The 22,754-nt window shown below is 36.8% G+C and carries 22 protein-coding genes; 10 read left to right on the top strand and 12 right to left on the bottom strand.

Annotation, left to right across the window (positions count from 1 at the left end; translation table 11 throughout):
• Positions 1-99: 99 nt before the first annotated feature.
• Together C7H19_RS15065 and C7H19_RS25730 are read right to left on the bottom strand one after the other, a co-directional pair.
• On the bottom strand, positions 100-645 hold the full coding sequence (locus C7H19_RS15065) for a hypothetical protein (RefSeq protein ID WP_106457708.1): 546 nt from the start codon (positions 643-645) through the stop codon (positions 100-102).
• Between the two features lie 221 nt (positions 646-866).
• Positions 867-1,073 (bottom strand): hypothetical protein, encoded by a 207-nt coding sequence (locus C7H19_RS25730; protein ID WP_106457707.1) that lies wholly within the window; start codon positions 1,071-1,073, stop codon positions 867-869.
• A 256-nt stretch (positions 1,074-1,329) separates the two neighbouring features.
• Here C7H19_RS25730 and C7H19_RS15055 point away from each other — a divergent pair, with 256 nt between their 5' ends.
• On the top strand, positions 1,330-1,992 hold the full coding sequence (locus C7H19_RS15055) for a response regulator transcription factor (protein WP_106457706.1): 663 nt from the start codon (positions 1,330-1,332) through the stop codon (positions 1,990-1,992).
• Positions 1,993-2,791: 799 nt separating this feature from the next.
• Here the strand turns inward: C7H19_RS15055 and C7H19_RS15050 are convergent.
• The gene (locus C7H19_RS15050; protein ID WP_106457705.1) at positions 2,792-3,562 is read right to left on the bottom strand and encodes a calcium-binding protein; all 771 of its coding nucleotides are present in this window, start codon (positions 3,560-3,562) and stop codon (positions 2,792-2,794) included.
• Positions 3,563-3,992: 430 nt separating this feature from the next.
• Between C7H19_RS15050 and C7H19_RS15045 the strand changes: the two genes are divergently transcribed.
• The 6 genes from C7H19_RS15045 to C7H19_RS15020 all read left to right on the top strand — a co-directional run bounded on the left by C7H19_RS15045 (position 3,993) and on the right by C7H19_RS15020 (position 9,895).
• Positions 3,993-5,882, top strand: coding sequence for a sensor histidine kinase (locus C7H19_RS15045; protein ID WP_106457704.1), 1,890 nt, complete (start codon positions 3,993-3,995; stop codon positions 5,880-5,882).
• Positions 5,883-5,922: 40 nt separating this feature from the next.
• Positions 5,923-6,648, top strand: a complete 726-nt coding sequence (locus tag C7H19_RS15040; protein WP_106457703.1) for a DUF928 domain-containing protein — start codon at positions 5,923-5,925, stop codon at positions 6,646-6,648.
• Positions 6,649-6,735: 87 nt separating this feature from the next.
• Positions 6,736-7,572, top strand: coding sequence for a tetratricopeptide repeat protein (locus tag C7H19_RS15035; protein WP_106457702.1), 837 nt, complete (start codon positions 6,736-6,738; stop codon positions 7,570-7,572).
• A 59-nt stretch (positions 7,573-7,631) separates the two neighbouring features.
• Positions 7,632-8,705, top strand: coding sequence for an AAA family ATPase (locus C7H19_RS15030; protein WP_106457701.1), 1,074 nt, complete (start codon positions 7,632-7,634; stop codon positions 8,703-8,705).
• 2 nt (positions 8,706-8,707) lie between these two features.
• Positions 8,708-9,421: a hypothetical protein gene (locus C7H19_RS15025; RefSeq protein WP_106457700.1), complete on the top strand. Its 714-nt coding sequence runs from the start codon at positions 8,708-8,710 to the stop codon at positions 9,419-9,421.
• Between the two features lie 252 nt (positions 9,422-9,673).
• Positions 9,674-9,895: a hypothetical protein gene (locus tag C7H19_RS15020; RefSeq protein WP_106457699.1), complete on the top strand. Its 222-nt coding sequence runs from the start codon at positions 9,674-9,676 to the stop codon at positions 9,893-9,895.
• On the opposite strand, the gene C7H19_RS15015 is transcribed toward C7H19_RS15020, so the two are convergent.
• The 4 genes from C7H19_RS15015 to C7H19_RS15000 form a co-directional block, all read right to left on the bottom strand.
• Positions 9,896-11,287, bottom strand: coding sequence for a (Fe-S)-binding protein (locus C7H19_RS15015; protein ID WP_106457698.1), 1,392 nt, complete (start codon positions 11,285-11,287; stop codon positions 9,896-9,898).
• A 185-nt stretch (positions 11,288-11,472) separates the two neighbouring features.
• A complete protein-coding gene (locus C7H19_RS15010) occupies positions 11,473-13,188 on the bottom strand; it encodes a diflavin flavoprotein (RefSeq protein WP_106457697.1) in 1,716 nt (571 codons plus the stop codon).
• Between the two features lie 21 nt (positions 13,189-13,209).
• A complete protein-coding gene (locus C7H19_RS15005; RefSeq protein ID WP_106457696.1) occupies positions 13,210-13,713 on the bottom strand; it encodes a phosphate-starvation-inducible PsiE family protein in 504 nt (167 codons plus the stop codon).
• 40 nt (positions 13,714-13,753) lie between these two features.
• Positions 13,754-15,484 carry a diflavin flavoprotein gene (locus C7H19_RS15000; protein ID WP_106457695.1) on the bottom strand — a complete coding sequence of 577 codons (1,731 nt, stop codon included), beginning with the start codon at positions 15,482-15,484 and terminating at the stop codon, positions 13,754-13,756.
• 390 nt (positions 15,485-15,874) lie between these two features.
• On the opposite strand from C7H19_RS15000, the gene C7H19_RS14995 reads away from it, so the two are divergent.
• The gene (locus tag C7H19_RS14995; protein WP_106457694.1) at positions 15,875-16,081 is read left to right on the top strand and encodes a hypothetical protein; all 207 of its coding nucleotides are present in this window, start codon (positions 15,875-15,877) and stop codon (positions 16,079-16,081) included.
• A gap of 3 nt (positions 16,082-16,084) precedes the next feature.
• Positions 16,085-16,435: a type II toxin-antitoxin system PemK/MazF family toxin gene (locus C7H19_RS14990; RefSeq protein WP_106457693.1), complete on the top strand. Its 351-nt coding sequence runs from the start codon at positions 16,085-16,087 to the stop codon at positions 16,433-16,435.
• A gap of 30 nt (positions 16,436-16,465) precedes the next feature.
• On the opposite strand, the gene C7H19_RS14985 is transcribed toward C7H19_RS14990, so the two are convergent.
• Positions 16,466-17,770, bottom strand: a complete 1,305-nt coding sequence (locus C7H19_RS14985; RefSeq protein WP_106457692.1) for a GTPase family protein — start codon at positions 17,768-17,770, stop codon at positions 16,466-16,468.
• A gap of 689 nt (positions 17,771-18,459) precedes the next feature.
• Here C7H19_RS14985 and C7H19_RS14980 point away from each other — a divergent pair.
• A complete protein-coding gene (locus C7H19_RS14980; RefSeq protein WP_106457691.1) occupies positions 18,460-19,230 on the top strand; it encodes a tryptophan-rich sensory protein in 771 nt (256 codons plus the stop codon).
• Here C7H19_RS14980 and C7H19_RS14975 read toward each other — a convergent pair.
• From C7H19_RS14975 to sufD, 4 genes are all read right to left on the bottom strand, one after another.
• Positions 19,215-19,367, bottom strand: a complete 153-nt coding sequence (locus C7H19_RS14975; RefSeq protein WP_245927549.1) for a hypothetical protein — start codon at positions 19,365-19,367, stop codon at positions 19,215-19,217. The two genes, C7H19_RS14980 and C7H19_RS14975, sit on opposite strands and share 16 nt — an antisense overlap.
• A gap of 122 nt (positions 19,368-19,489) precedes the next feature.
• A complete protein-coding gene (locus tag C7H19_RS14970; protein ID WP_245927547.1) occupies positions 19,490-19,777 on the bottom strand; it encodes a DUF4926 domain-containing protein in 288 nt (95 codons plus the stop codon).
• 328 nt (positions 19,778-20,105) lie between these two features.
• Complete coding sequence (locus C7H19_RS14965) at positions 20,106-21,368, bottom strand: SufS family cysteine desulfurase (RefSeq protein ID WP_106457689.1); 1,263 nt, start codon at positions 21,366-21,368, stop codon at positions 20,106-20,108.
• Positions 21,369-21,413: 45 nt separating this feature from the next.
• Positions 21,414-22,754, bottom strand: a complete 1,341-nt coding sequence (gene sufD / locus C7H19_RS14960) for a Fe-S cluster assembly protein SufD (RefSeq protein ID WP_106457688.1) — start codon at positions 22,752-22,754, stop codon at positions 21,414-21,416.

The following is a 22,754-nucleotide window of genomic DNA, read 5'->3' as shown; positions in this document are numbered from 1 at the left end:
ACTCAAAATAGGGATGTCTTTGCTTCTTACAAAGCAAGTTTAGGGTTTATTTGGGCTTGATTTGTGTTTAAGTCCCATTAAGCTAAACGATTCAGAGCTTTATAAATTAATACACTTATACTGATTCAAAGTTTGTTGTACAGGACGATCGCTAACAACCGTCGCTTGTCCTGCATAGTTGCGATCAAAAAAACCATCTTCATAGCCACGAGCAAACTCTCCACCAGCCGTTCGATGTTCATATTTTTTCCCTTCAATCCGTTCGCGCTTGCCTTCGTAATATCCATGATCATAGGCCTTTTGATGATTAGCACTATCTTTAACCATTACAGTGCGGCTGAATGCTTCGTTGTAACAAATACTTTCAGGTTCTTGAGTTCTAAAATTTCTTTGAACGTTTATATTGCTGATATTATTACGAGATTGAAGATTTAGGATCAGTTTGTTAACCGTTTGTTCTTTCATCATTGCACGATTTGGCATTTGCTGAGGTTGTGGTTGAGGATAGGGAGAATAAACTGGAACATAAGGGACAGCAGGATAGGGAAGATAAACGGGTATTTGAGCCTGCGTTGATTCATCAACTGAAACAACTCCTAAAGTTAAAGTTAGAGTAGCGAGTAGTAATTTGGTAGATTTCGACATGGGTGATACTCCTAAAAAATAATTGGTGTTTCAAGTAAGCTTGTATGTTTTTATAATAGTCAGTTGGACAATCGAGTTAAATGCTATTTTCTGTATTGTTATTGAAAAAAAATTGAAAATAAAATTTCACTTTTATGAAATCGGACAGACAGAAAAACATCATTGATTAAAATTCAATATTAGAGAATCACTCTTGATCTTAGAGAAGATGAAAAAATTAATCAGTCTTTGATTTTTTGACAATAGTTAACGGTATAGCTAACTAAACCAGCAGTAACATAATTACTGTAATTCTCTAATTTTTCCTGTTGACCGATTCTAATTGGACTATAAAATAAATCTGTAACTACAACACTTGTAAAAATTACTAATGCAGAAGTCAAAAAATAATTCCGAACAATTTTGGTCTTTTCTTCGAGGGCTAACATGCTTGTTTCTGGATCATTTTGATTCTTGGCTTTAATCTTATAGAGAAATTAATAGAAAATCATTGAGTTTTTCTATTAACTTTGTTTCAGTTTTAAGTAATCCTTACTGCAATTTAAAACGACTTGTATGATTTACAAGTTTCAAAGAATCAAAAAAAAATTGTTAAGATAGTTTTAAAATTTCTCAAAATCTTGTTAAATCTAGAAATGTAGAGTAACGTAAGTAATGATGTCTAGGAATATCAAGGAATGAGTAATGAGTAATGATTCAGAGCTATCTAGTAAAATTTTGGTCATCGACGATCATGCACTGATCCTCGATGGAACACTAGATTTATTAAAAAAACAGTATCCAGAAGCAAGAATGATAACGGCTCAAACGGCAACTGAAGCACGTGAAAAGATTGAGATGTATAAGCCGACTTTAGTAATTATGGATCTTTCTTTACCTGAAACGCAAGGGTTAACCCCTACGGTTGAAGTGGGACTACAATTATTACAATACCTAATGAAGAATTTTCCTCAACTTAATTTGATAGTACAAAGCAGTTATATTAAAGCGTTAGTTCGTCTAAAACATGAAATTGATTCTCATCAAGGAGGTTTTACTATTGCCGATAAAGGTTTATCAGAAAAAGAAATGTTAATGCGAGTCAACTGGGCGATACAAGGAGTTACCCATACAAAAGAAATTAAAAATGGACTAGAGGTTAAACCAGAATGGTTAGAAGTATTACGTTTGGCATTTGAAGAAGGATTACAAGATAAAGCTATAGCCAAACAAATTAATGTTTCTGAACGGATGGTACGTCACTATTGGACAAAACTGCAAGATGTTTTAGAAATTTATCCAGAAGATGATAAAAATCTCCGAATATTGACGTTAAAGCGTTCTCGTGAAGAAGGATTAATTGATTAGTTGGCTTGTCTTAAATTTGCTTACTAGACTTGAGCCTTGAGCCATCCTAAATTCTTCGTAATTTGCTAAATTATCTAAATTCAAAAAGTTTAAAACTATTTCGGAGGATAACCACATAAGACTTAGCATTATTAACTTTTTCCATTTCACTTTCATTGAATTGACCTCCTAAAAACTTTCCCTAACCTTTTCTTTTTAAATACTTTACTTTGATCATAGGAAAATGAATTTAATTCAACGATAGATATTTGTGTAGATTGAATAGCTGAATTGAGTTCATTTAATTACAGAAAAGTGAAAGGCCAGTATGTCAGTACACCAGTACACAAGTATGTCAGTATGCCAGTATACCAGTATGCCAGTGAATGAATTCACTAACGGACACTCTGGCATTTTCGACAAGTCGAAAATCCGTGTCCTCGTCTCATAGCAAAAGTCGGTTTTAACCGACTCACCCTAATAAGGTTTTTCAATTGAATAGACTAAAATTAGAAAAATAAAAAGATTTGATGAAAAAAAGAAATGAAACCATACTCAACAGATTTACGAACTAAGAGTCCATTTTAATGGACTTCCGCTTTGAGCCGTGAAATTAATTTCACGGTGAGCTACAGGACTATTAATTACTAGCTTTTGAATTAAATTATTTTTAACCCAAAATCTGATTGAGATAAGTTTGAACATGATTTGTTATGCAATAATTTGTGGAATTAAAATTTTATAAAAAAAAAGCTAGTCTAGTCCAAAGACTAAACTAGAGGAAATAAATTATCAGAGTGAACAACTGTAAAAACGAGGGTTAGACAAAGATGAAGTCCATTGATTTTAGAACATTAGTATTATCTTGCACGACACCAATCCAATCACCATAACTATTTTGAATAATTGTGTCATAAGCGGAACCACCTAACACGTTTTGATTTTGGATTAAAGTAATACTAGAACTACTACCTTTGACTTGAATCTTATCATCTACCCAGTAGTAGTCTGTGATAGTTGCATAACCCGCACCTTGATAAAAACTGCCGTAGGATTGTCCTAAAACAAATGTATCTTTACCAGAACCACCAGTGAGGGTATCGTATTCATAACTATTGTAGACAGTAGAACTAGAGCCTTGAAGCAGGTCATTATCATATTCTCCAGATAATTTATCGCTTCCTGTACTTCCAAAAAGAGTATCATTGCCATACCATCCTAAAAGAGTATCATTTCCCGAACCACCATCCATATAGTCATTACCTGTCCAACCATCTAGGTAATCATTGTCCGCTTCTCCGTACATATAATCATTACCATCACCACCAAAAAGCGTATCATTGCCGTAATATCCTAAAAGAGTATCATTTCCAGAACCTCCATTTAGATAGTCATTGCCATTCCATCCATCTAAATAATCATTGCCACCATTGCCAGATAAATAATCGTTGTTATCACCACCGTTAATATAATCGTTGTAATAACTGCCATAGATAGTATCATTGCCACCATATCCATAAGCGTTTAAATAATCAAAACCTGTATAATTTAAGTAGTTATTGCCACTGGTTCCGTAGTAGTAGTAAGTCATTGTTTTGTCTCCTGTTTGAGTGAATGAAATTTATTTGTTTTTTCTTGATGTCTTTAGAATAAAATTTTTTTTTTTCCAAATCATGTAGATTTACGGCAAACCTGAAAAGTCAAAAAAGTAATCTTCAATTCAGATTAAACAACTTGTAATTTCCGAAAACTGCAATAAGGGAATTTGTATAGACGCGCCATGTAGAGACGATTCGTGCATCGCGTCTGTAGGATTTATCTGGAATTGGGATAACAACTAAATAATATATAGATGGTTTTTCAATGTATATCCGCTCATAAAAAGAACCGCGATAAGAAGATAATTTCAGTTTTAAGTAACGATGATTTCAGAAAAGTGAAATGGTCATACCCGAAAAATTCACAACTAATTGTTAAATCTTGAAGTATGATTTACTTAAGACAGAAATCTAAATGAATTAATGATGTGGGCAAAAATTGGGACAAAGCTACAACGCTTGCCATTTGGAATTGTTCCTGGATTGACTTTAACAGGTTTAATCTTGCTCACCCGTTCTCTAGGACTATTTCAACACTTTGAATTGTCTGCTTTAGATTTATTACTCCGCTATCGTCCTTTTGAAACACTTGATGAACGTATTGTGATTGTGGGAATTGATGAACAAGATATTAAAAAACTTCGACAATACCCAGTAGCCGATGTAGAAATTGCTACACTGATCACAACACTACAACAGTATAAACCAAGAGCGATCGGTTTAGACATTGTTAGAGATCTTCGGGTTGAACCTGGTTACTTAGAACGTCAAAAAACTTTATCTGATAGCCAAAATTTAATCGTCATCGAAAAAGTCTTAAAACCCTCTATTGCTCCCCCTCAAAATATTCCCCCTTCACAAATTGGCTTTTCTGATGTTATACCTGATTTTGATGGACAATATCGACGAATATTATTAGGTATTCCCACGAAACAAGATTATAAATTTTCTCTAAGCTTACGTTTAGCCGAACTCTATTTAGCTAAAGAAAATATTACCTTAGAAAATGGCATTCATGATCCCCAAACCATGCGTTTTGGCAAAACTGAATTACCGCGTTTTTATCCCAATACGGGAGGTTATGTCGGAACTGATGCGGGTGGTGTACAAATGCTGCTGAATTATCGTAATTCTCATAACATTAGTCCTTTTCGTCTTTTATCACTTAATGATATTAAAAACAATAATTTTGAACCAAAATGGTTAGAAGATAAAATTATATTAATTGGTATTACCTCACCGAGTGCGCCAGATTTAGTTAATACTAATGCTCTCAATCATTCACAACTGTACGGTCAAATTTATGGTGTTGAATTTCAAGCACATGGTATCAGTCAGATCCTCAGCGCGGTTTTAGACAATAGACCGTTTTTACGAACCATGTCCGAAGGTTGGGAATATTTGTGGATCATTGCTTGGGGAATGCTCGGTATTTATTTAAGTCGTGTTACTGTAACGCCACTCAATAATTTACTTATGATTATTTTGAGTAGTTTTAGTTTAATCTTAATTTGTTCTTTAGTATTATTAATTGGTTGGTGGTTGCCAGTAGTACCATCTTTACTAACTCTTGTTCTTAATGGAGTTATTTTAACGGCATTTTATCAGTATGAACAAAAATTACAGGTCAAGCTCGAAGAACATCAGCGAACCATTGAACATACTTTTACAGTGATTCATAATGGCCCATTACAAACATTAGCGATCGTCTTACGTTCTTTGCGAGAAAAAAACGTATCTCAATCCGAATTACTCCAACAACTTGAAACCCTAAATTTAGAAATTAGAGAGATTGGGGACTATTTAAAACAAGAATCCATAACTCAAGATGATAGTTTAAGACTGGGAAGTGGTTTAAAACTTAATTTAGCACAGCCACTTCATGAGCTTTTATATGAAGTTTTTAGTAACACTCTAGAACGCAATTTCCCTCATTTTACTACTTTAAAAGTGAAAATACGCTCTTTTGAGCCGATAGATTCGGGAGATTTATCTAATGAGGAAAAACGACAACTATGTCAATTTTTAGAAGAAGCAATTTGTAATGTTGGTAAACACGCATCAGGGGTTAAAAAAATTAGTGCGATCGGGAGTATAAAAAATAACTGGTATACACTTACTATTCAAGATAACGGTAAAAAAAGTAAGATCACGACCACTGGACGGGGGACAAAACAATGTCAAAATTTAGCTAAACAACTAGGAGGAACCTTTAAAAGAGAAGCCATAGAACCGAATGGAACCTGCTGTGAGTTAAGTTGGCCTCTCAAAAGCGCACCGCTACGCCAAGATCGCAAGAGATCGCTATTTTGATTTTTTTTCTTTAAAAACCTCATTAATATGGAGTCAAGCAATGCACATAAAATTAATTTTGTCAACAACCTTATTATGGAGTTTAACCTCATTTGCTGCGGCGACTGCGGGATATGTACCACCAGCTTCTCAAGAGCCACCAAGCGACTATTCTCGCTCGACTGGGATTCGTTCTGGATGCTTAAATCAGGACGAGAGTGATACCTTAATCATTCTAGCCCCTCAATCCTATGTAGGAGAAACAATCTCGGCTCGACCTCAATTTATTTGGTTGATGAGCATTCCATCCGAGATAGAATTCCGTTTATTCGAGTTTACTGCGAATGGTCAGGTCAAACAAAAAGGAAAGCCCATTCTACTTAAAAGTACAGCCGGAATTAATACCCTGTCTTTACCCAACGAACAACCATCACTAACAGTCGGAAACAAATATCTTTGGCAAGTGGCGCAGCGATGTCCTAATGGCAATAATATTTTAGAAAGAGCAGAATTTAAAGTTGTGGCGAGACCTTCTAGCTTCAATCCTAACCTGAATCCAAAAGAAAAAATAGAGCAGTATGCCCAGAAAGGATTCTGGTATGATGCCTTAAGTGAGAGTTTACTTGTTTCATCATCAGGAAAATTAGGAGAATTAGGATCTCATTTAATATCTTCCTTGGCTCAGTCGGAAAACCCTTCTGATACAAGCACTTTATCGAACAATCAGCAGATAATTATCTTAAAACGTATTGAAAGTTTAGAAGAGATTTCTAGCAATTGGCGTTAAGATGCTTTTATAGACTGATCTAAATAAATATTTTTTGAGACTTTTATCGTGTCTAAACATTCTTGGTTATTCTTATTGTTAACTTGTATGGGTTTGTGGAGTGGCGGACAAACCGTACAAGCACAAGCCTTATTACCATATAATCCAGAACTCAATTCTGAACAACTCGAACAAGCGGGCTTAGAAATGGCAGAAGAAGCCATTCAACTGATGCGTTTTGAGCGTCCCGATGCGGCCGTCTCGCGGGCTGAATTATCCACTCAACTAGCCCCAGAACGCTTTCAGACTTGGTTTATTTTGGGTAGTTTGTATCTACAAGGGGAGGAAATTGATCGAGGTATAGAAGCCCTTAAACAAGCCCAAACCTTAGCCCCAGAAGAAGCGGTCATTCGTTTTACCCTCGGTAGTGCTTATTTTGAGAAAGGGGACTATCAAACGGCAATAAACGAAATTAACGCAGGGCTAAAAATCAAAACCGATGTACCGACGGCTTATTTTGATTTAGGAAATTCTCACTTAAAGTTAGGGCAATATGGCGAAGCGATTAAAGCTTATCAAAAAGCAGTTTCTATAGAAAAAAACTTTTGGCCAGCCATTAATAATACGGGTTTAGTTAAATACGAACAAGGCGATTTAACGGGGGCTTTAAAAGAGTGGCAAGCGGCTCTTAAAATTGATCCTGAACAAGCAGAACCGAAATTAGCTCAAGCTGTAGCCACCTATGTTCAAGGGAAAAAAACAGAAGGCTTAAAATTAGCTGAAGCGGCTTTAATGATTGATGGTCGTTATGGTGATTTAGAATTTTTAAGAAAAAATCTTTGGGGAGATAAACTTTTAGCCAATACCAAAATATTATTAGATACGCCTGAAATGAAAGCGGTTTTACTACGAGTTCAATCTCAACCCACTGAGGAAACAAAATAATCGATTTTCGTTTTTTGTAAGGGTTTGTCGACCAAACCCTATTTTTAGATATAACCGTTATGAAAGTTCAATCTATCCAGTTAAAATATTTTAAAAGATTTCGGAATTCTAAAATATTTGATTTTACAGATCCAGAAACTGGATTAGCACGAGATTTAATCGTTTTAGTTGGAATGAATGGTGCTGGAAAAACAAGTCTTTTACAGGCAATTGCCGCAACGTTAGGGGTAGCTACTGGACGCTTGAAGAAACTTTCCGACTTGGAATGGGCAGGATTTAGCTATGAATTATTAGCAAGGAACTGGGAAAGATCTAACTCAGATGTGACTCTAAAAGCACAGTTTTCATCTCAAGAACTTGAAGCTGTTCAAAAGTTTCAGCAGAAGTTACATCATATAGGACGGGATGATTTAAGACCTCCCGCTAATCAACCGATTGTAACTCTTAAATGGCGAGATGAGAGAGTTCAAGCGGATACGGCTGCTGAATTGTTTCAATTCAAAGGACGAGAATATGCTAAATCATTGCTTCGCTCTGAAGGCTTTCAAGTGTTTGAGCGAGTTGGTACAATTCTTTGGTACACAGAACAAAGAACCTCAACTAGCTTAACCACTGAAAATCAGGATCGAAAACTAGAAATTACAGATGATATTCTACGCGATCGCTTGTCAAAATGGCGGCAGTTTCATCAAGATGTTGAAGCGGGTAAAATACAAAAATTACGACTTGGACAAAAAGATTTATATGCGGAAATTGAGCGAGCCTATAAATTCGTTTTTCCAGAGCGTAGCTTTGAAGGGCCTGTTATTCGGGAAGAGATTGATGATATTCTAAGCGAACCTTGGTTTTATCTCTATGATGGTAAAAATCAATATGAAATTTCTGAGATGTCTGGGGGTGAGCGTGCTACTTTTCCGATACTAATGGATTTTGCTAGTTGGAATATTCATAATTCAGTGATCTTAATTGACGAACTTGAATTGCATTTACATCCACCGATGCAACAAGCTTTACTAAGAGCTTTACCGAAGTTAGGCAAAAATAATCAATTTATCATTACCACTCATTCTGATTATATAGAACAGTTAGTGCCTGAAGCATATATTGTTCGGTTAGATCGGTTCGAGGTGTAATTGTGAGTGTTGTTAGTGGCGGAAAAACGATTTTTTGTGAGGGAAAACTAAAAAGCTTAGACTATAAGTTACTCAGCAGAGTTGTTGAAGGTATAACGGGTGATAGATGTACCATTGTTTCGGCGGGTAGTAAGTTTACATTCTCAATCTTTGCTCAAGGTTATTTTTTTCCAGATGAAACAACAAATCAACGATATATCGTTTTTCGGGATCGAGATTTTGATGCTCCACCAACTGATAAGATACAACTACTCCAACTTGGCAATCGATCGCTAACCTTAACTTATCGTGCTTGTGTTGAAAATTATCTTTTAGATTCCAATTTAATCCATAACTATTGGAGGGACAAATACATAGAAAGGTTATCAAATCCTACCTCTAAATGGGGACATGGGAACTCACCTGGAATAGATATCATTACAGAATGGATTAAAAGTAGTGCCGAAAACCTACAAGAATATCAATCTATAAGATGGGCATTAGGTGACTTGTTGATGATGAGTGTAGCACGAGAACAAATCAAAACGACATGGACAGGCGGAAGCGGTAAACTTCCTGTTTCATTAACTTTACAAGACTGTAAAACTGAAGCTTTAGAACTTATTTATCGATTTAGACAAGCTGTTGATACCGTTACACCTGAAAATTTTGAAGCCAGTCTTGCTAGATATCAGCAACAATTTGCTCAAGAGGAGTTCTGGACACAGCAACAATAGTTACTAATTTTATAGTCAAATATTTCATTAACTAAAATGAGCTTTGTACGGTTTAATCCGTAATGGATGAACTACAACACCCTCTACTGGATGAGCTAATTTTTTAGCATTTCCAACTACTTGTGTTTAAACACATTTATCTTTTAGCTAAAACTTTTACGTCAGTAACTTCTTTTAGTTAAGATTAAATTAACTTGAGCCTTACTGACAACCCTCTAGTTTTAAGGTCAGATATTTAATTTACTAGGTGCTATGGTAAATATTTTACTACAATTGCTAGTAAATGACTATATTTTCCACAAAGTTTTACAATACTTAATTTGGTTTCATGGCAAAGATTTACAAAAAGAAATGCAGAAACAGAAACCTCGATATATTTCTTTACCTTCTTTTTTTGAATGGGCAATACCTAAGCTTGACATCAATCAGCATCCTGATATTGTAGAATTACGGACAAGAATTGAGCAATTATAATCACCCATCTATCTTTATTCCTCTAATCGAATAATCTAACAACTCCATTGGATGATACAAAGGTGTTTCTTTTTCTTGTATTGAAAGATGCTTTTTAATCTGTAAAGAACAGCCTGGATTTGCCGAGGCGATTAACTGCGCTCCTGTATTATATAGATTCTGTACCTTTTGTTGTCCCAATTCGTCGGCTACTTCTGGCTCTAGCATATTATAAACCCCTGCACTCCCACAACATAAAACAGCGTCAATGGGTTCTTTTAATGTCACGCCCGGAATTTGTTTTAATAACTGACGAGGTTGTAAACTAATTTTCTGCCCATGTAATAAATGACAAGCATCTTGATACACGATTGTCAATAGGTCATTATTACTAATTGGCGACAAGTTTGCGGTTAATTCGATTTCGGCGAGAAATTCTTGCACATCTCGAACTTTTGCGGAGAATTTTTGCGCTTTTTCTCGATATTCTAGATCATCTTCTAGGATATGGTCATAAATTTTGAGCGTATGTCCGCAGCCTGCCGCATTGATAATAATATAATCAACATCCGTATCCGCAAAGCTATCAATCATTTGACGGGCTAAAGCTTTTGCTTGTTCTTCTTGCCCTTGGTGTGCGGGTAATGCAGCACAACAACCTTGCGTTTTTGGGATGACAACTTCACAGCCATTAGCGGTTAAAACTCTTACGGTTGCTTCATTGACGGGCGAGAAAAATAAACGTTGCACACAGCCTAAAATTACGCCGACTCGATACCGTTTTTCACCTTGTGGGGGAATAATATCAGGATAGTTTTTATTAATCGATGATAAATCAATTTCGGGTAAAATCGATTCCATCGCTGCTAGACGCGGGGAGATTAGTTTTAATATACCTGTTGCTCTAACTAATTTTTGTAAGCCTATTTTTTGATAAATCCAAAATAGAGGTAATAAAATTTTCAGACGAACAGGATAGGGAAAAAGATTAAAAATTAACCATCTAATTAGCTTATCACCTAAACTACGGGGTTGATTTCGTTCAACTTGTGAGCGAGTTGCATCGATTAACTGATCGTATTTTACCCCCGATGGACAGGTACTTACACAAGCCAAACATCCTAAACAAGTATCAAAATGTTGAGAGGTTGTTTCATCGAGTGAAGCTTGTCCAGTTTTTATAGCATTCATTAGATAAATTCGGCCTCGTGGGGAGTCCATTTCTTTACCAATAACGCGATAACTTGGACAAGTTGATAAACAAAAACCACAATGAACACAACTATCTATTATTTCTTGTTTGGGTGGCTTTCTCGTATCAAATCCTTTAATTTCTTGATCTAATAATTCTTGATAGTTAAAACTGTTCAATGATTCGGGGTTTGTGGTGTTCGGGTTATCTGAAAGTTGCATAAGTCCACCAGAGAATAAATTCTCTGTCTAATAGCTAAAGTCGACGGGGCGTACAAGGTTCGCCGTGTGACGGCTTTCCACAGCCCCTTGTTAAAACTGACTACTCCTGTATATTCTAGTCTGCTTTAGCAGACTTTAGCTTTGAGCCGTGAAATTCATTTCACGGTGATCTTTAGCGTGGTATCTTAATAACCTGCGGACTTGCGATGTTCAATAGCGCTAACTCCATCGGTGAGGATGACTTCTCCTTTTTCGATGATGGCATAGATTAACCAACGATCGCCACAAGCCATAATTCTTTCAACGCGACATTCTAAATAGGCTAAAGCTTCTGAGAGAATCATACAACCATTTTCCGCCGTTTTTGTGGGAATTTCACTAAAAGGATGACTCCCTAGGCTACTATGACGAGAAAAATAACGGCGAACGTTTCTACCTTCAGAAAGAATATTTAAAACGAATTTATCTCCAGTATGACGCATGAGATCAGCATTTTGATCCTCGGCGACTGCAATCATTAAACCAGGTGGATTAAAACTCGCTTGCGATACCCAAGAGGTTAAAATTCCTTTAGGGCTATTGCCATTTTGTGTTGTAATAACGCATAAAGAACCAATAATACGCCCCACAGCTTGTTCAGTGCGATTAATTTGAGATTCTGTGGCTGATATTCGAGGTGAACGTATTTTTTTGTTTCTTTTTAAGGCTTGAACAAATTCGGTACCCGCTTGATAACATTGTTCTAGGTTATCTGAAGTTGGACTAAAACGAACTCTAATGGGAGCAAAACCAAAACGATAATTAGCATCCTGTAATTTAGTTTCTAAGAGATCGATCGCTTCACCACTCCAACCATAGGAACCAAAAACACCCGCTAGTTTCGTTTTATCCCCACTAGATAAAATAATACCTAATGCGGTTTGAATTTGTACAGGTGCATGACCTCCTAATGTAGGAGAACCTAGAATAAAACCATCACAGGTTTCTACTGCTTGTAGAATATCATTAGAGTTGGCTAATTCACAGTTAATGGATTCTACTTCTACACCATTTTGAATCAGTCCTTGTGCGATCGCATTTGCTAATGTAGCCGTATTCCCATAAGCAGAAGCATACAATAAAGCGACCTTAAAATCTTGGCGTTTTTGTTGTCCACACCAATAACGATAATCATAGGTCAGACGACTAATACTATGACGAACTAAACAACCATGACCGGGCGCATATCCTTTGACCGAAAAGCGCGATAATTTATCTAGAGCATCTTCGACTTGTTTTGCTTGTGGTGCGTGTAAACAGTCAAAATAGTAAAGACGATCGCTATCTAGTGCTTTCCAGTCTTCATCGATGATCGAATCTTCGCATATATGCACACCAAATAATTTATCAGTATATAGTAGTTCTGTAGCTGGATCGTAAGTACATAAACCATCGGGCCATCGTGGTGTAGGTACTGTAATAAATTGTAGATGATGACCTTGCCCTAAATCTAGCGTTTCTGGACAACGAATAGATTGGGTTTCTTTTAATGCTGTTTTTAAAATATTAGCGCCAGGACGAGAACAAATTAAGGTGACTTGGGGAAGTTTTTCGAGTAAAGCTTTTAGGGTTATGAGACGGTTAGGATTAACATGACTGAGAATGATATAGTTAATGCGGTTTAAATCGATAGTTTTGCTTAATTCTTCGATAAAGATTTCGGTAAATGATACACCAGGCGGATCGATTAAAGCTATTTGATCACCTTGAATGAGATAAGAATTAGCAGTTGTACCCCGTTGACGAGAGTATTCGACTTCAAATTTAAGACGTTCCCATGTCCTTGAGCGAACCATGATAGTATTGTGTCCAATGGTGGCAATTTGAACATCTCTGGTGTGAGTGGGTGTTAGAGTCATCATGATTTTAATTCCTGTATAGATTTACGATTCGTCTTCAATTTTGTGTATTCTGTTTTTATAGCGTTCTGAGATGGTATGTTCGGGATCAATTCCTTCAAATGTAGGAGGTATCCAAACCCGAATCACTAAAAGAAGTCCTAAAACCGTTAAAAAAGCACAAGCGGCTAAAACTTGATACCAACTGGTTTCTAAAACCCCTCCGACAATGACTTCGCGTAAGACGGAAACGATCGAAACTTCTACCGCTACACCGATGGATACTCGATGTTCTTGGAGATAAATAATAAGTAGGCGAAATAATTCGACTAAGATTAGCAGAAACAAAAAATCAGCCGTTACAAGATGATAATTTAGGGGGGGCAATAGGGATAAAAACATATGCCAAGTTTGTAGTACCATGAGGCTAAACAGTCCCATACACAGCAAAATGACAATTAAGTCCTGAATCATTTCTAAGCTGCGTACAATGCGAACTCGGTTTAGCTCATGTCCTGATGTTGAGTCTGTTTCAATGGGTTTGTACATGATTTTTTCTTTCTTTGGATGAATGATGGGAAGAAACGAATTAATAATGATTACCGACTTTGCGATGGTGTACAGCAGTTAAAGCGTTTACATCGGCAACTCTTCCGGCTTCAACTGTGCTATAAATAACCCAATGATCATTACAATCGAGACGGCTGGTTACTTCGCATTCGAGATAAGCTAAAGCATCAGCTAGAATAGGAGAACCGTTATTAGCTCGATAAGTTTTAATTCCGGCAAAACGATCGTCACCTGGTGCAAACCGTTTTAAGAAATGCTTCATGAGATGTTGATAGTTTCCTTCTTCTAGAATATTTAAGACAAAACGATCGCCAATTTGCAGTAAATCAATAATTGCTCTATCTTTAGAAACAGCGACGGCAATACCTAAAGGACTGAGACTCGCTTGTGTCACCCATGAGGCTAACATTGCACTACTAATTTCTTCTTTTTGGGTGGTTAGAATATATAAACCACTGCTAATTCGCCCTAATGCTTTTTCTAAGTCTGGATTAATTGATTTTATTTGTTTAATTGTACGATCGCGGGTTAATTCTTGTCCTAAGTCGGTTCCTGCTTCATGACAACGTTGTTCTATGGCTAAAGTCGGCGGTTCTTTGATTAATATGGGTGGAAATGCTTCAATTAGTCCATTACTAAATAATTGACTGCGTAGCGGGAATAAAGGTTCATCTTCTCCACCACCCGACTCGAATAAACCAATTACTTGTTTAGGGTGTGTTGCTGCAATAATAGTTTTTAGGGCTGCTTGGGCTTGTATTGCAGACTGTGGGGGCATTCCTACAACTATCCCTTTAGCATCCATGACCCATTCTCGCACTTCAGGGAGATCAACGCTACCGAGATCGATCTTTTCGACGATAACACCTGTACGACTGATTCCTTCTGCTATAGCTGTAGCGATCGCTTCACTATATCCATATCCTTCAGTATAAAATAAAGCGACTAAGGTTTCGGTTTTGGTCTGTTCTTCGCTCCAAACGCGATAGTTTTCCATCCATTGGGGGATATGATATTTAAGTAAGGGTCCATGTCCTGTAGCAATAATATCTATTTCTAATCCTTCAATTCGTTTTAAGGCACTGAGAACCGATCGCGCATTTGGACCCATTAAACAATCGTAGTAATATTTAAAGTCTTCTTCAAGTAGTCTCGTCTGTTCATCAAAGGTGTGATCATCACAATAGTGCATCCCAAAAGCATCGCAGGTAAACAGAAGTTTGGTTTTAGCATCATAAGTAAAGATTGTATCTGGCCAGTGTAGATTCGGCGCGGAATAAAAACTTAATTCGTGTCCATTTCCTAAATCCAGTTTATCGCCATTTTTGACCTGCATGGATTTAAAGGGACGATGCACCATATTTTCTAAAAATTGAATGGCTACTTTTGCCCCAACAATAGTAAGATCGGGTGCAAGTTCTAGGATATCTGCAACTAAACCACTGTGATCGGGTTCGGTATGACTGATAATTAGATAATCAATGGATGCTGGATCGATTAAATTTGTTAGGGTTTCTCGATACAAGGTTTCAAACTTGCGATGGGAAGTATCGACTAAGGCGATCTTTTCTCCTTGAATGAGGAAAGAATTATAAGTTGTACCATTGCGTAAACCAAATTCGATATCAAAGCGATCTCGATCCCAGTCTAGCGATCGCATTCCGGTTGTTTCGGTTGCAATACCAACTGTCTGTATTGTTAAGCGTTTAACCGCAGAAGTTGGACTAAGACGATCTGTAGTAGCAATCATATAACGTTTTCCTCCTTTTTGTCTTGGGGGTACTGATCTGTATAGTCGCCTAATAATCAGATTTTGTAAAATGTCAATAGTTTAAGCAAAATATAAGAAATTTATATTAAATAATTGAATTGATATATTTTATATTATGTATTTACTTTAAGCTATGCTGAATAAGTATAGCATTCAATAAAATAAATGCAATGTGAGGTTTTGTCAGAAGCCGATCATTTATTTGACAGTATTTTTTTGAGTAATTACAATGTAAATACTTAAAGAGATGTCATTCTGATGAATATAATCAACAAAACTTAAGTATTTTCAAGATATTTCAGCTTAAAAGCTCTCTCAGACGTTAATTAATCTAAATGTTTTTCTAATTTCAATTGATTCAACAAAAAAATGAATACACAATTAGTGGAATCTTTAGTAAAACTTATTCAATCGCTTCCTCAAGAAGAACGCCAACTATTTGAAGAAAAGTTGTTTTTTGAATCCAATTTAGTGACAACTCAAGAATTGATGAAATTAGCTGTTTATGGTCATTCTTTCGATTTTTTAAATGATGAACCTGAACTATATACGTTTGAAGATGGAGAAGCCATCTAACTCATGTTGAAGAAAGGTGATATTGTGTTAGTTCCATTTTCTTTTACTGATTTAAAGACGACTAAACTACGCCCTTCAGTAGTATTATGGGTTGACAAGGGAGGAAATGACATTACAGTATGTTTTATTACTACACAAAATCTTGCTCAGGTTAGTGCAGAAGAATTTATAATTGAAACCAGTGATGCAGAATTTCTTCAAACTGGATTAAAAACCGCTTCTAAAGTCAAAGTCGCTAAAATTGTCACAATTGACCGAAACTTAATTATCAGAAAGCTTGGTCAATTAGAAAACGAACTATTACAGAAACTTGATGATTGTCTTCATATAACTTTTCAACTGAAAAATTGCTAACGCTCCACAAGTACTAAATAAAATAACGAACTATTTCATTCCTTTAAACTGTTCTTGTGCAGATTTAAAAGCTTCTTTCATGACTGATTGAATTATTTTGGGATCGGGTTTTTTCCCTCCCATCAGATCACCAAAATAAACACACGCCCCTTCACCTAAAGCTACAGTATAAGCAGCAGCCCAAGAAGCAGCAATAATACTACCCATACCAGGAATAAATTTAATCAATTCTCGTCCGATCGCTTGGGCTAAAAATCCACCGGCGATCGCACTGACGACACCTCCCGCTTGAGAAGGGGTGAGCATTTGTCCATATAGCTTACCCAAAACGCCCACCATTGATACTTGTAAGGCGGTTAGAACGGGCATTGTTGCCAAGGGGATCGGAAAAGCAGCAACGGTAGCGGCAATGATGGAAAAGGCTAAAATATAGCGTCTGGCAACATCTCGATACATATTGCCAATGCGATCGCCTGCTTCTCGATCTAACAATTGATGAATAGTTTTCGCTTCGGCTTCGGGTAATAATTCGGCTACACTATCTCTAAAGGCTTCTAGTCCATAAAAAACAGGATTATATCCATCTTCTTCGAGGGTAAAATCAATTAATACAGAGCGATCGTATAGTCCTGTAAAATCTAGCTTAATTTCATCATAAGCACGCTGAATATCGGCTAATTCGGGTGGATAAGCGGGATGATCTTCTAAATTAGCGGGATAGAGTTCATGTAAGCAAGTCACCGCGAGTAAACAGGGAATATTCGGATACTTTTGACGCAATTGTTGGGCGATTTGGCGTAAAGTATCTGTAGCAAAGTCATTAATTTTGACGGTTAGAATTAATACTCTGGCACAGTTTGTCTCTTGTTCTAAATCTTTAATTAGTTCTTGTATAATAGTTTCGGTGTTTTGTTTAATATCCCCAAGTCCTACAGTATCCGTAAAAATGAGTAGGGGTAAATCATTGGATGGATAGGCATAACGTTCGGTATGCTTGGTATGGGGGCGAAAACCTTGGCCAATAATTTCGGCTGATACTCCCGTTAAACCCCGTATAATGGAACTTTTCCCGACTTGCGGTTTACCTAATAATAATGCTTCAGTTGTTGGGAGTTGTGAGCGAACTTTTTCTAATATTTCTGCGACTTGTGTTTCACTAACACTAAACCACTGGGTAACTTGTTCTAAGGGTAAAAGTTTAGTTAGGGTTTGAGTAGCTGTACTAAAAGCACCAGTAATACGATTTGTCCAATGGTTATTGAGGAGATCCGAGGAAGGAGTTTTGCTGGTTTGCTCATTCTCTAATGGTAATTCTGTTTCGCTTTGTTTGCTCATTCGTCTTTTAACCAGAAAAAGATTTAGATTTGGTGCTATTCATATTCTATTCATCATTAAGCGTTTCTATAGGCTGGTTACATGGTGGGTTGACATTCTCTCCCCCTTTTACGGGGGGAGATTCAAGGTTCACCGAGTCCACTTAAATTAAATGCCTTGCGATATTTAATTCAGAGGTGGTTCTCTCCCCTTACTTTAACTTTGGGTATGCCCTACCCTAGTTGGATTACTCCAAAATTTGTTTGTTAGAGACGTGCCATGGCACGTCTGTACAAAGCTGATTGTCTAGTTCCTGCAAAGATTTTACCTGTCCACAGGTAAGAGCTAGAAAAATTGGACAGAACCCTATATCTTTGATTTTCAAGGTGCAGCGTTAACCGTTTAGGCTACTAGGTTTTTAGACAGGTTGATTACCTTTCCTGTGTCAAAATTCTACCACAAAGCCGTCATAAATGACGGGGTAGAGCAACCCAATTTTTCGATAACACAACAAAAATATGAGCTATAAATCGGTTATCCTCACGGACACTCTGATGTGCGGACACACTCCTCCACACCCGTGTCCTCACCTAGATAGACTGTTTTACGGGTTTATTTACGTCTTTAGAATGGCTGGATTTGATTAATTTATTGTTAAGATGATTGCTAAATTATAAAAAAGATGCTTGTTATTAAGAATACTATAGATTATGAATAAAGATACAATCAGACAGTGGACGAATTTAATTTCTCTTATTGCGGCGTTTGTCGTTAACACAATTACGAATATTAAACCCATTGATGGTATTAGTATTAAACAAATTGCCGATAGCTATGATGAAAATGTTCTGGTTATTCCTGCAAACTATGCGTTTGCGATTTGGGGGCTGATTTATTTAGGATTATTGGGTTTAGGAATTTATCAAGCTTTGCCCGCTAATAAAAATGAGCCTCGATGTCGTCAATTAGGCTATTTACTGACTATTAGTAGTTTAGCTCAAATTGCTTGGGTGATTTTGTTTCAATATCGATTATTTTTCCTGTCACTCATTGCGATGTTTTCGATCTTAATTCCGTTAATTATTCTTTATATTCGGTTAGATATTTATCTCAAACCCATTTCAAGAGTACAAAAATGGTTGATTAATTTTCCCATTAGCATTTATCTTGCTTGGATTAGTGTAGCAACGATTTTAAATGTTGCGATCGCTTTAGCTTCAATTCAATGGAATGCTTGGAATATTAGTATTACCACTTGGACGATTTTAATGTTAATTGTCACAACTGTAATCGGAATTCTGGCGATAACGAAACGCAGAGATATCGCTTTTGCCGGGGTTCTTGTGTGGGCATTTGTTGCGATCGCATTTCGTCATTTAGATGTATTAGTACTTGCAGGAACCGCAGTAGGATTAGCTTTACTTTTAGTGATATTTGCATTTAAACAAAAATCTAGAATTAAAAATCACTTCGCTGTATAATCATTATATAATCCTTCATCCATAGGATCGTATCCGTTTAAGAAAGCTTGATGATCTCGAATCGAGCTAGAATTTGTATCTGATTCTATTTGTTCAATTGTAACTAACCAATCTCCAGATCCTACAAGATTTAGCACCGACTCAGGTAACGTAAAAGATTCATTTTCATTGAGTTGAATGTTGGTGGATTTCGGTATTACAATGTTATTTTAACGCCTGAACAGTTTTTAGTTATAGTAGATCAAGCTCAAGTTTTATCTTAAATAACTGCTTTAGGTTTCCCCCAAAATTCAGGTAACAGCGTTACCCAAGAAATAGGAACCGAAATTAAATCTAAGGTTTCTCCATTTTTAAATACTTCTATTGTGTAACCTGCTTCTTTTTGCGTTTTTGTCGGTTGTAAATGATCTACAATAACTCCTCTATCACCTTGCTTTACTAAACTATCAAGAACATCTTGTTTTAACTCAACCCATTGAAATAACTCAGCTTGTTTCATTGTTTTTATGCTAGGGATTAAAATCCCTGTCTCGTAGAGACGCGCCATGGCGCGTCTCTACAGTCGGCGGGGCTTACAAGCTGGGCGCGCAGGTCGCCCAGACAGCCCCTTGTTAAAACCGACTAACCGCATAACATAAGAGTCCATTTTAATGGACTTTTGCTATAAGACAGAGAATTTATTCTCTGGCGGTATTAATATACTAATCATTGCCAAACGAAATAATTTTTTAATTTCCATAAACCGACTAAAAGCTTTTTATATTTAGTCCATTTTAATAGACTTTTGGTATGAGGCACTTAATTTATTCCCTGATTAACTATAATCAATAGTGTTTTTAGAATAAATTGACACCAAAAGGAAATAATCACTTACCTTAATCCATCATACTGCCGAAAAAATCGATCGTATCTTGCAACGCCACAATAAATCGATCGATGTCTTCACGGGTATTATAGAAATATAGACTCGCCCTCGCACTACCTGAAGCCTCTAGTAAACGGTGTAAAGGTTGGGTACAATGATGACCAGAACGAATGGCGATTCCTTCATGGTCTAATAAGGTAGATAAGTCACTAGCATGAATATTTTCTACGTTAAATGAGGCTAATGCTGCACGTCCTTTTCCTTCTGTTGTTGGTTTTGGCCCATATATTCTTAGTTTAGGCACATCTGCAAGTTTTTTAAATAAATATGCGGTTAATTCTTCTTCATAAGCATGAATATTATCCATACCTAGCCCCATTAAATAGTCTACCGCAGCACCAAGGGCGATCGCTTCTCCAATTGCGGGGGTTCCTGCTTCAAATTTGTGGGGTAATTCGTTACTGGTAAAATGGTCTAAATATACATCGGCAATCATTTCACCACCGCCAAAAAATGGGGGCATTGCGTCTAATATTTCTTTTTTCCCATATAAGAATCCTATCCCAGTTGGCGCACACATTTTATGACCACTGGCGACTAACCAATCACAGTCGATTTGTTGTACATTAATGGGAAAATGGGGAACACTTTGACAAGCATCAATTAGTACTTTTGCACCGACTTGATGGGCCAGTGTTACGATTTCTTCAACAGGATTTATACAACCTAATGTATTAGAAATATGCACGACTGCAACAAGTTTTGTTCTCTCACTTAGCAGGGTTTTATATTGTTCTAAGTCAAAGGTTTCTGTTTCGGTTAAACCGACATATTTTATAATTGCCCCTGTTCTTTCGGCTATAATACGCCAGGGAACTAAGTTACTATGATGTTCCATGACGGTAAGAATAATTTCATCACCTGCTTTTAGATTAGTTAAACCCCAACTATAAGCAACTATATTAATGGCTTCTGTGGCATTACGAGTATAAATAATTTCTTGACGCGATGCAGCATTAATCAATTTTGCAACTTTATTTCTTGCTGCTTCATATCCTTCTGTTGCGCGTACACTTAATGTATGTGCGCCTCGGTGAACATTGGCGTTATCGTATTCATAATATTGTTGTAATGCTTTTAATACAGCTTCGGGTTTTTGTGAAGTCGCGGCATTATCTAGATAAATTAAAGGTTTATCGTGTATTTTCTGATTCAATATGGGGAAATCAGAACGAACTTTATCTGCTATATTTTTTTCTTGAATAATAGTCATCTTATTTTATCCAAACTCCATTTAGACATTACCTATATTCATCTCTTAATCAATTGTTCGACACGCGACACATTGACTTAATCTTTGTCGTAAGGATTTTAGGGGAATTTTATCTAAAATCTCGGCAGCAAAAGCATCTAATAATAAATGTCTGGCATTGTCTTCAGTTAAACCGCGACTTCTGAGATAAAATAGTTCATCGGCTTCTAGTTGACTAACTGTTGCACCGTGAGAACATTTAACATTATCGGCTGTAATTTGTAATTCTGGTTTTGTATTAACTCTTGCTTTGGGCGATAATACAAGATTTCGGTTTAATTGGGCTGCATTGGTCATTTGTGCGGCTTTAGGAACAAAAACCTTACCATTAAATACAGCATGAGCCGAATTATCTACAATACATTTATGTAACTGATTTGTGGTTCCATAGGGATGATTTAGATAGATTGCGCTGTGGGTGTCTGAGGTTTGTTCTCTCCCAATTAAGGTTAATCCATATAAATTGGTTTCTGTCTGTTCACCGTTTTGATAAATGTCGAGTTGATGACGGGACAGTTTTCCACCAAAATTGATGTCATTACAAGTATAACGGCTATCACGAGATTGAGCGATCGCACTTCTCGCAATCTGGAAACCATCCCCTGACTCTCTCTGTATCCGAGTATGATTTATTTCGGCATTCTCTTCTATATAGATTTCGCTAACGACATTCGTCAAATACGGTAAATTTCGCGGTACATCAGAACAATTTTTCGCTACTGCGCCATAATATTCGACTAATTGGAGTTTTGCACCTCTTTCGGCTACGACTAAAATTCTCGGTTGGGAAATAGCCGGCGTTTTACTAATAATCGTCAAAAAGAGGAGATGAATCGGCGTTTCTACGACAATATCGGGATTTACCCAAACTACCGCCGCATCGCTTAAATCGGTTGTATTAAGAGTTGTAAAAACATCTCCTTTTTGTTGCCCAAGATACTTGACAATTTTCTCTTTTCGAGCATTGGCGGCGAGTTCGGAGAGATTGCCGACGAATACGCCATCGGGTAACGTAGAAGCATCGGATAAATTTGCCGCATAAAACCCATTAACGAACACGAGACGACTTGCTCCCGCTTCGGGTAAGATAAAAGGGTTTAACGCTTCGGTGGAAAGTTCGACGTTTTGGGCAGTTTGAAAGTTAGTTTGACGTAATTCCGATAAGTCTATAAATTGCCATTCTTCGTCTTTGCGGTGGGGTAGTTTTAGGTTTTGTATTTCCGTAACCGCATCTTTACGCAAGTCGTTTAACCATTCTGCGGATATTTTGGCTTTATTTTGTTCGACTAATTTTTGTAGATATTCGTCGTTGTCTGTTTTAGTGGGTTCTAGAATAATTGATGTCAT

It is taken from the genome of Aphanothece hegewaldii CCALA 016, assembly GCF_003007785.1.
Classification (GTDB): Bacteria; Cyanobacteriota; Cyanobacteriia; order Cyanobacteriales; family Microcystaceae; genus Chroococcus; species Chroococcus hegewaldii.
The sequence above is the reverse complement of the archived record's forward strand: the minus strand, read 5'-3'. Positions and strand labels throughout refer to the sequence as shown.